General features: G+C 70.8%; 6 protein-coding genes. 2 read left to right on the forward strand and 4 right to left on the reverse strand.

Annotated features, from left to right (window positions below):
• The first annotated feature begins 49 nt into the window (after positions 1 to 49).
• Positions 50 to 1489: an FAD-binding oxidoreductase gene (locus N864_RS15320; RefSeq protein ID WP_240474352.1), complete on the forward strand. Its 1440-nt coding sequence runs from the start codon at positions 50 to 52 to the stop codon at positions 1487 to 1489.
• Between the two features lie 63 nt (positions 1490 to 1552).
• Here N864_RS15320 and N864_RS15325 read toward each other — a convergent pair whose 3' ends face one another.
• From N864_RS15325 to N864_RS15340, 4 genes are all read right to left on the reverse strand, one after another.
• Positions 1553 to 2629: an enolase C-terminal domain-like protein gene (locus tag N864_RS15325; RefSeq protein WP_240474351.1), complete on the reverse strand. Its 1077-nt coding sequence runs from the start codon at positions 2627 to 2629 to the stop codon at positions 1553 to 1555.
• Between the two features lie 215 nt (positions 2630 to 2844).
• Positions 2845 to 4635, reverse strand: a complete 1791-nt coding sequence (locus N864_RS15330) for a thiamine pyrophosphate-requiring protein (RefSeq protein WP_034718649.1) — start codon at positions 4633 to 4635, stop codon at positions 2845 to 2847.
• Positions 4636 to 4655: 20 nt separating this feature from the next.
• Positions 4656 to 7019, reverse strand: a complete 2364-nt coding sequence (locus N864_RS15335) for a GMC family oxidoreductase (RefSeq protein WP_081793923.1) — start codon at positions 7017 to 7019, stop codon at positions 4656 to 4658.
• A 1-nt stretch (position 7020) separates the two neighbouring features.
• Positions 7021 to 7479: a hypothetical protein gene (locus N864_RS15340; protein ID WP_034718651.1), complete on the reverse strand. Its 459-nt coding sequence runs from the start codon at positions 7477 to 7479 to the stop codon at positions 7021 to 7023.
• A 203-nt stretch (positions 7480 to 7682) separates the two neighbouring features.
• On the opposite strand from N864_RS15340, the gene N864_RS15345 reads away from it, so the two are divergent.
• Complete coding sequence (locus tag N864_RS15345; protein WP_034718653.1) at positions 7683 to 9332, forward strand: FAD-binding dehydrogenase; 1650 nt, start codon at positions 7683 to 7685, stop codon at positions 9330 to 9332.
• Positions 9333 to 9387: the final 55 nt, after the last annotated feature.

The following is a 9387-nucleotide window of genomic DNA, read 5'->3' on the forward strand; positions in this document are numbered from 1 at the left end:
TCGCGACCGGAGTTCGCGCTCACTCGACGGTGCGGGAGCGAGGGTGCCGATGTATCAGGGCGCAGCGGCGCGTCTCTGTGGGGAGGCAATCGACCCTCCAAGGAGATACACCCATGTCCATCGACACCACCACCCGACCGACCATGAGCCTCTCGGCCGGGAGCGGAACCGTCCACCTGCCCGGCGACCCCGGGTACGACGCGGCCCGCATGCCCTGGAACGTCGCCGTCGACCAGCGCCCCGCCGCGGTGGCGAGCCGAGGACCGCGCGCGATGTCGCCGCCGCCGTCCGCTCCGCCCGGCGCGCGGGTCTGCGCATCGCCGCCCAGTCGACCGGTCACAACGCCGGACCGCTCGCGGAGCAGGACCTCAGCGACGTCATGATCATCCGCACCGGCGCCCTCAACGAGGTCACGATCGACCCCGAGCTCGGGATCGCCCGCGTGGGCGCCGGCTCGATCTGGGACCCCGTCGTCGCTGCTGCCGGCGAGCACGGACTCGCAGCGCTCCACGGCAGCTCGCCCGACGTCGGCGTCGCCGGCTACTCGCTCGGCGGCGGACTGGGCTGGTACGCCAGGAAACTCGGGCTCCAAGCGAACAACCTGACGGCTGTCGTCATGGTCACGCCTGACGGTGACCTCGTCCGCGCCGACGAGCACGAGAACGGCGACCTGTTCTGGGCGCTCCGCGGCGGTGGTGGCAACTTCGGTGTCGTCACGGCCCTCGAGTTCCGCCTCCACCCGATCGAGAGCGCGTATGCCGGATGGCTGGTCTGGGACGTCACCCGCGCCCACGACGTGCTGCGCGGCTACGAGGAGTGGGCGGCCGGTGCACCCGACGAGGTGTCGACGTCGTTCCGCATCCTCAACGTGCCGCCCCTGCCGGAGGTCCCCGAGCCGTTCCGCGGCCGTTCGCTCGCCGTCATCGACGGCGCTGTGCTCGGCAGCGACGAGTATGGCGCTGACGTGCTCCAAGCGCTCCGCGCCCTGCGTCCCGAGATGGACACCTTCGGGCGCATGCCGGCGCCGGCGCTGGCACGCCTGCACATGGACCCGGAGGGCCCCACGCCGGCCGTCGGCACCTCGACGGTCCTCGGGCGCCTCGGTGAGGCCGGGATCGAGACCTTCGTCGAGGCAGCGGGTGTCGGTCCCCAGAGCGGGCTCATCATGGCCGAGCTGCGGCAGCTCGGTGGTGCGGTCGGCCGACCTGCCATCGGTGGTGGCGCGCTCAGCCACATCGAGGGCGACTACGTTTTCATGTCGGTCGGGATCGCGGCGACGCCCGAGCTCGCGGCTGCGAGTCACACCGCCACGCATGGCCTCCTGGCTGCCCTGGAGCCGTGGTCGACCGGCCGGAACTACCTCAACTTCGCGGAGTCACGCGTCGAGGCCGGCACAGCCTTCGACACCGACCAGCTCGACCTGCTCCGCGCCGTGCGGGCCGCCTACGACCCGGACGAGGTGATGGTCGCCAACCACCGCCTCTCCTGACCGAAGGCCCACGTCGGGCGGATGGGAGGTGTGCCGGTGGCCCGGGTTGGCCACCGGCACAGCTCATCCGGGGGTCTGCGTCTCGTAGCCGGCGGCGACGCCCTCCCGCACGGTCAGCCCATTGCCGGGCCGGGACGGGTCGGGCGTGATCGTGCCACCGGCCGGGTCCAAGGTGCCCTCGAAGAGCATCGACTCGATCCGAACGTGGTCGTGGAACCACTCCAGGTGACGCAGGTTCGGCGTGGCAGCCGCCACCGGGGCGTGCAGGTGCGGGGCACAGTGGCCGGACACCTGCAGCCCATGACCGGCGGCCACCGCGACGGCCTGGAGCCAACCCGTGTAGCCGCCGGCGCGGGTGGCGTCCACCTGGAGGCAGTCCACCGCCCCGGCGGCGCACATCCGCTGGAAGTAGCCGACGTCGCTGCCGTACTCGCCGGCCGCCACATCAGCGTCGATCATGCCCCGGATGAGCGCCAGACCCGTGAGGTCGTCAGAGGAGACCGGCTCCTCGAACCACGTCACCCGGGCATCCGCCACGTCGCCCATCAGCCGGACGGCCTGCTTGATGGTGTAGCCGCCGTTGGCGTCGACGAACAGCTGCGTATCATCACCGATCACCTTGCGGGCGAGCCGGATCCGGTGGATGTCCCGGTCCATCCGGCTGCCCCACGACTCGCCGATCTTGATTTTGACCCGGGGGATGCGTTGCTCGATCGCCCAGTGGGTCAGCTGCTCCGTCGTGCGCGCGTCGTCGTAGGTCGTGAAGCCACCGCTGCCATAGACGGGAACGTCGTCGTGGACCCGGCCGAAGAGATCGGCGAGGGACAGCCCGAGCAGACGCGCCTTGAGGTCCCACAGGGCCGTGTCGACCGCGCCGAGGGCGTAGCCGACGACCCCGGGACGGGTGTCGTTGCGGCCGGCGCGGACCATCTCCCGCCACGTGCCGGGGACCGACATGGCGTCGGTCCCGACGACGAGGGGGGTGAACAGACTGCTGATGATGTCGGCACAGGCCGCCGGACCATAGGTCCAGCCCAGCCCGGTCGTCCCACCCGACCGGGCCGTGACGAGGACCATCGTCGTCTTGTCCCAGGCGATCGTTCCGTCGGCCTCGCGAGCGTCGGTCGGGATGGTGAGCACCCGGCACTCCAGCTGCTCCACCCGGGCCGCCGAGAGCAGAGAACTGCACTCTCGATCGGAATTCTCGAACTCTCGATTGGAATTGGTGAACTCTCGATCGGGATTCTCGAACTCTCGATCAGAATTCTCGAACTCTCGATCGGAATTGGTGAACTCTCGATTGGAATTCTCGAACTCTCGATCGGGAGTGGACCTTCGACCGAAGAAGCGGGGCATCACGAGTCCTGGTGCGGCAGGAACTCCTGGGCCTTCGTCTTGACGCCCTCCTTGATGATGTCCCACCGGTCGGGGTCGCCGTGGAGCAGCGCCTCGGCGGTCGCCTTGGCCTCCGCGAAGGTGGCGTGCGGCGGGATCGGCGGCACGCTCGGGTCGGTGTGGACGTCGAGGACCGTCGGCCGGTCGGCCGCGAGCGCCGCCTCCCAGGCCGGTCCGAGCTGGTCGGGGTCGGTGATCGTCTGCGCCGCGAAGCCGAGGCTCGCCGCGAACGCGGCGTAGTCCACGTCGGGCAGGCGCTGCGACGGCACGAACTGGGGCGCACCACCCATCGCCCGCATCTCCCACGTGACCTGGTTGAGGTCGTCGTTGTGGAGGACGGCGACGATGAGCCGCGGGTCGCTCCACTGCTCCCAGTAGTGCTTGATCGTGATCAGCTCGGCCATGCCGTTCATCTGCATCGCGCCGTCTCCGGCGAACACGATGGCGGGCCGGTCCGGGTGGGCGAACTTCGCGCCGATCCCGTACGGCACTCCCGGGCCCATCGTCGCCAGCGTGCCGGAGAGGCTGCCTCGCACACCGTCGGTGAAGCGCAGCTGCCGGGCGTACCAGTTCGCCGAGCTGCCGGAGTCGGCGGAGATCATCGCGTTGTCGGGCAGCCGCGTCGACAGCTCGTGGAAGAGCCGCATCGGGTTGACCGGGTCGGCCTCGACCATCGCCTCCATCTCCATCGTCTCCCACCAGCGGGCGACGTTGGCCTCGATCGTGTCCCGCCAGGAGCGGTCGGACTTCTGCTGCAGGTTCGGCAGCAGGGCCCGCAGCGCCGAGGCGGCGTCGGCGACGATGTTCAGCTCGGTCGGGTAGCGCATGCCGATGAAGCGGCCGTCGATGTCGATCTGGATGGCGCGTGCCTGGCCGAACTCCGGGAGGAACTGGCTGTAGGGGAAGTTCGACCCGACGATGAGCAGCGTGTCGCAGTCCATCATCATCTCGTAGCTCGGCCGGGTGCCGAGCAGCCCGATCGAGCCGGTGACGTAGGGGACGGTGTCGGGCACCGAGTCCTTGCCGAGGAGCGGCTTGGCGATGCCGGCACCGAGGCGCTCGGCGACCTCGAGCAGCACGCTGCGGGCGCCGCGAGCGCCCTGGCCGGCGAGAATCGCGACCTTCTCGCCCTCGTTGAGGATCGCGGCGGCGCGCTGGATGGCGTCGTCGTCGGCGAGCACCTCGGGCCACTGCGTCCCCAGCGAGGACGGGACCTCCTTGAAGGTGTGGCTCGGCGCGGTGTACTCGAGCTCGAACACGTCGCTGTGGACGATGACCGCGGTCGGGCACCGCTCCGCCTGGGCGACGCGGATCGCCCGGTCGATGACGTTGGGCACCTGCTCCGGGACGGTCACCGTGACGACATACGGGCTCGCGACGTCCTTGAAGAGCGTCTGGAGGTCGACCTCCTGCTGGTAGGAGCCACCCATCGCGGAGCGGGCGGTCTGGCCGACGATGGCCACGACCGGCACGTGGTCGAGCTTGGCGTCGTACAGCCCGTTGAGGAGGTGGATCGCACCGGGCCCGGACGTCGCCGTGCAGATGCCGACCTTGCCGGAGAACTTCGCGTAGCCCACCGCCTCGAACGCGGCCATCTCCTCGTGCCGCGCCTGGATGAAGACGGGGTTGTCGTCGGCGCGGCCCCACGCGGCGAGCAGGCCGTTGATGCCGTCGCCGGGGAAGCCGAAGACCCGATCGACTCCCCACTCCCGCAGGCGTGCCAGCATCCGGTCGGCCACTGTCTCGGACATGAGACTTCCTCCTTTTCGGCTCACCCAGTGGTGCGCCGGTTGGTGATGAGCCGGTCCGCCGCGCGGGCGGCGACCGACATGATGGTCAGCGCGGGGTTCGCGGACCCCTGGGTCGGCAGCACGCTGCCGTCGGTGATGAGCAGGTTCGGCACGGCGAAGCTGCGACAGTCGGCGTCGACGACGCCCTCCGTCTCGTCCCGCCCCATCCGGGCACCGCCCACGAGGTGGGCGAACCGTCGGAACGTCGTCACGTGCTCGGCGCCGGCGGCGAGGAGGATCTCCTCCATCGTCTGCTGGGCCCGGTCCATCAGCTTGCGGTCGTTGTCGCACTGGCTGTAGTCGAACTTGGCGACCGGCATGCCGCGCCGGTCCTTCTGGTCGGCCAGGGTCACCCGGTTGTCCGCCTGGGGCAGGAACTCGCAGAGCGCGCCGAGGCAGGCCCAGTGCACGTAGTCGCTCATCAGCTCGCGCAGCTCGTGGCCCCAGATCTGCTGCCCGGCGAAGTGCTCCGACCAGGTGATCGGCAGCGGCGAGACGTCCTGGATCGAGAAGCCCCGCTTGGCCCCGCTCGTCGGGTCGGTCTCGTAGAACGCCTCCGTCGAGATCTCCGGCGGGGGCGCCTTGTACATCCGGACCTCGTTCGGGAAGCGGCCCCCCGTCTGCGGGGCACCTTGGACCATGAGGTAGCGGCCGACGAGGTCGTGGTCGTTGCAGAGGCCGTCCGGGAAGCGCCGGGAGGTCGAGTTGAGCAGCAGGCGCGGCGTCTCGATGGAGTAGCCGGCGACGATGACGTGGGCCGCGCGCTGGAAGCGCTCGACACCGTGGTGGACGTAGTGCACGCCGGTCGCCTCACCGGTCCGTTCGTCGAACTCGACCCGGGTCACCATCGAGTCGGGCCGGATCTCGGCGCCGTGCGCGAGGGCGTCGGGGACGTGGGTGATGAGCGGGGACGCCTTGGCACCGACCTTGCACCCCTGCAGGCAGAAGCCGCGGTAGATGCAGTGCTGACGGTGCCCGAAGCGGCCGTTCGTGATCGCGACCGGTCCGACGCGCGTCTCGATCCCGAGGGCATCGCAGCCCTTGCGGAACAGCACGCCGTTGCCCGACATCGGGTGCGGCGAGTGGGGGTAGCTGTGCGGGTCGCCCCACGGCCAGTCCTCGCCCGAGACGGGCAGCTCGCCCTCGATGAGCTGGTAGTAGGGCCGGAGGTCCTCGTAGCTGATCGGCCAGTCCTGCCCGACCCCGTCGACGGTCTGTGTCATGAAGTCGCTGGGGTGGAAGCGGGGGGTGTAACCGGCGAAGTGCACCATCGACCCGCCGACGCCACGCCCCGAGTTGTTCGAGCCGAGCGGGACGGGGTCGGTGCCGCCGATGACCCGCGGCTCGGTCCAGTACAGGTGGTGCGAGCCCGCCTCGTCGGACACCCAGTCGCGGTCGGGGTCCCAGAAGGGGCCGGCGTCGAGGGCCACGACCCGCCACCCGGCACGCGAGAGGCGCTGGGCCATCGTGGCGCCGCCCGCGCCGCACCCGACGATGACCGCGTCGACCACGTCGTTGTCGTCGAAGCGGCGCATGCTGTGCCGGAGGTCCTCGTTGACCCGCCGGTGCCCGGCCGGCAGCAGCCAGGCCGACTCGTTGCGCGATCGCACGGCATCGGCCGAGCCGTCCTTGATGAAGCTGGCCGGGGCGGCTGGCAGCGGGGTGTCCGACCGGGGCGGCCTGGGCCCCGAGCGCATGTGCTCCTCGGCCACCGGCACCGCGGACGGCCTCGAGTCGGCGACCTCGAACGGCTCGCGCCGGTCGATGCCGAGGTCCTTGTAGCCGCGTGGGTAGGCCGGGCCGGGCCAGCCGAGCTCGTTCCAGGCCCACGGGTGGGAGTAGAAGGCGGTGCACGCGTAGCGCGACCAGAGCGACCAGACGCGGTTGGCGGCCATGCCGTGCCACTGCTTGCTGCCGAGGTCGAGCACGGCCTGCAGCAGCGCCGCCGCCGCGTCCCGGCTGCAGCCGGCGAAGCCGCACCCGTGCCGTTCCTGCGCGTCCTCGTCGAGGGCCGTGAGGCTCGCCGACCACGCTTGGTCGTCGGGCGGCAGGTCCTCGTAGTGCCAGCCGTCCGTCGTCATCTCGGCGAGACGTTGGTCGATCATCTCGAAGACGGGGACGCGGGGCTCCTCGTGCTGGTCGACGATGAGGTCGAGCAGCGGTCGCGCGATGGCCTCCTCGGTGGGGGAGAAGAAGCGCAGCGGCGGCCTTGGCCCGAGCCGCTCGAGGACGACGCCGGCCGTGACCGGGTCCCACGACTCCACCTCATGGAGGGCGTCGAAGCCGGGGAACCGGGGGGCCAGCCCGTGGGGAGTCTCGCTGTCGTAGGGAACCCGTCCTCGCATGTCAGATCCGCCGCCGCAGGATCGACGCGAGCAGGCCCATCCCGCCGACCATCGTCATGAGCAACGGAGCGAAAAGGGGCGGGCCCATCTCGAGGTTGTAGCGCGCGTTGTGCCACCCGCCGGGCTTCTGGCCGATGCCACGGGCGTGCAGATAGGTGCCCTGCAGCCCGTTCGCGACGATCGCGGCCGACGCGAGCGGCAGCATCGTGTGGGACGCGCGCTCGTTGACCATCCCAGCCACTCCGGCCACCGCCCCGAGGGGCCCGAGGGCGATCGGCGCCCACATCCATCGGTTGCCGAAGCTCGCCTTGTCGTGCTCGAAGTAGATCTCGGCGGCCGTGACGACCGCCCCCAGCCCGGTCAGGATCGACAGCGACCTGCCGAACTCACCATGCCTGACGTCGTGCACGATCTCGCCGACGAGACCGTCGACGTCGTGGTCCTTCCTCTTCCTGCGCATACAGGGGCACTACCCATGCCCCCCGAATCCATGAGCGGCTCTTTTCATTCGGAGCCAACTCCCAGCAGAGACCCAGCAGGACAGCCCAGTCCGTATGCCGCTGAGCTCGCTTCCTGGGCCACGCGCGGACCGCACGGGGCCCGGGAAGCGGCTGAGCGGCATACCGTAGCGACGGACAGCACCACGGACAAAGGACACGTGCCATGCAGACCGACGTCGTCGTCGTGGGGGCCGGGCTCGCCGGCCTCGTGGCCGCCGCGGAGCTCGCGGACGCGGGCCGGGCGGTCGTTCTCGTCGAGCAGGAGGGCGAGCAGTCGCTGGGTGGGCAGGCGTTCTGGAGCTTCGGCGGCCTGTTCCTCGTCGACAGCCCCGAGCAGCGGCGGATGGGCGTGCGTGACTCGCTCGAGCTGGCCACTCAGGACTGGATGGGCAGCGCCCAGTTCGACCGGCCGGAGGACTACTGGCCGCGCCGGTGGGCGGATGCGTACCTCGAGTTCGCGGCGGGCGAGAAGCGCGCCTGGCTCCACGAGATGGGCCACCGGCTCTTCCCGGTCGTCGGGTGGGCCGAGCGCGGCGACGGGCGCGCCGGCGGGCACGGCAACTCGGTGCCCCGGTTCCACATCACGTGGGGCACCGGCCCCGGCATCGTCGAGCCGTTCGAGCGGCGGGTCCGGGAGGCGGCGCTGGCCGGGCGGGTCACGTTCGCGTTCCGGCACCGCGTCGACGAGCTCGTCGTGGCGGACGGTGCCGTGACCGGGGTCCGCGGGAGCGTGCTCGCCCCGGACGATGCGGCCCGCGGCCGGGCGACCAACCGCGAGGTCGTCGGCGACTTCGAGATCGGGGCGCAGGCCGTCGTCGTCACCTCGGGCGGCATCGGCGGCAACCACGACCTCGTCCGGGCGAACTGGCCCGATCGGCTCGGCACTCCCCCGCAGCAGATGGTCGCCGGCGTGCCGACCCACGTCGACGGTCGGATGCTCGGCATCACGGCGGCGGCCGGCGGGCGGGTCATCAACCCCGACCGGATGTGGCACTACACGGAGGGCATCATCAACTGGGACCCGGTGTGGGACAACCACGGCATCCGGATCCTGCCCGGGCCGTCGTCGATCTGGCTCGACGCGCGCGGTCGTCGCCTCCCACCGCCCCTCTTCCCGGGCTTCGACACGCTCGGGACGCTGCGGCACCTGAGAGGGACCGGGCACGACCACTCCTGGTTCGTGCTGACCCAGAAGATCATCGAGAAGGAGTTCGCGCTCTCGGGTTCGGAGCAGAACCCCGACCTGACCGGGCGCGACATCCCGGCGGTGCTGGGGCGGGTGCGACCCGGGGCTCCCGGGCCGGTGGAGGCGTTCAAGCGGCACGGCGTCGACTTCATCGTCGCCGACACGCTGCACGAGCTGGTCCACCGGATGAACCTGCTCACCGGTGAGCCGCTCCTCGACGAGACGGACGTGCGGCGCACCATCGAGGAGCGGGACCGGCAGCTGGACAACCCCTTCGGCAAGGACGCCCAGGTCACGGCCCTGCGCGGAGCGCGAAACTACCGGGGCGACAAGCTGATTCGCGTCGCCTCACCGCACCGTATCCTCGACCCCGCGGCCGGGCCACTCATCGCGGTGCGCCTGCACATCCTGACCCGCAAGACCTTGGGCGGTCTGGAGACGGACCTCTCGGGACGGGTGCTGGGGGTCGATGGCGAGCCGATCCCCGGCCTCTACGCCGCCGGCGAAGTTGCCGGGTTCGGTGGTGGTGGGATGCATGGCTACAACTCGCTCGAGGGCACCTTCCTCGGCGGCTGCCTCTTCAGCGGCCGGACCGCGGGCCGAGCCGCCGCCGCAGCCCTCGCCTGACCAATCGACAGTGCAGTACTTCCCATCGACAGTGCAGTAGTCCCCATCGACAGTG

The sequence above is a fragment of the Intrasporangium chromatireducens Q5-1 genome (genome assembly GCF_000576575.1).
Classification (GTDB): domain Bacteria; phylum Actinomycetota; class Actinomycetes; order Actinomycetales; family Dermatophilaceae; genus Intrasporangium_A; species Intrasporangium_A chromatireducens.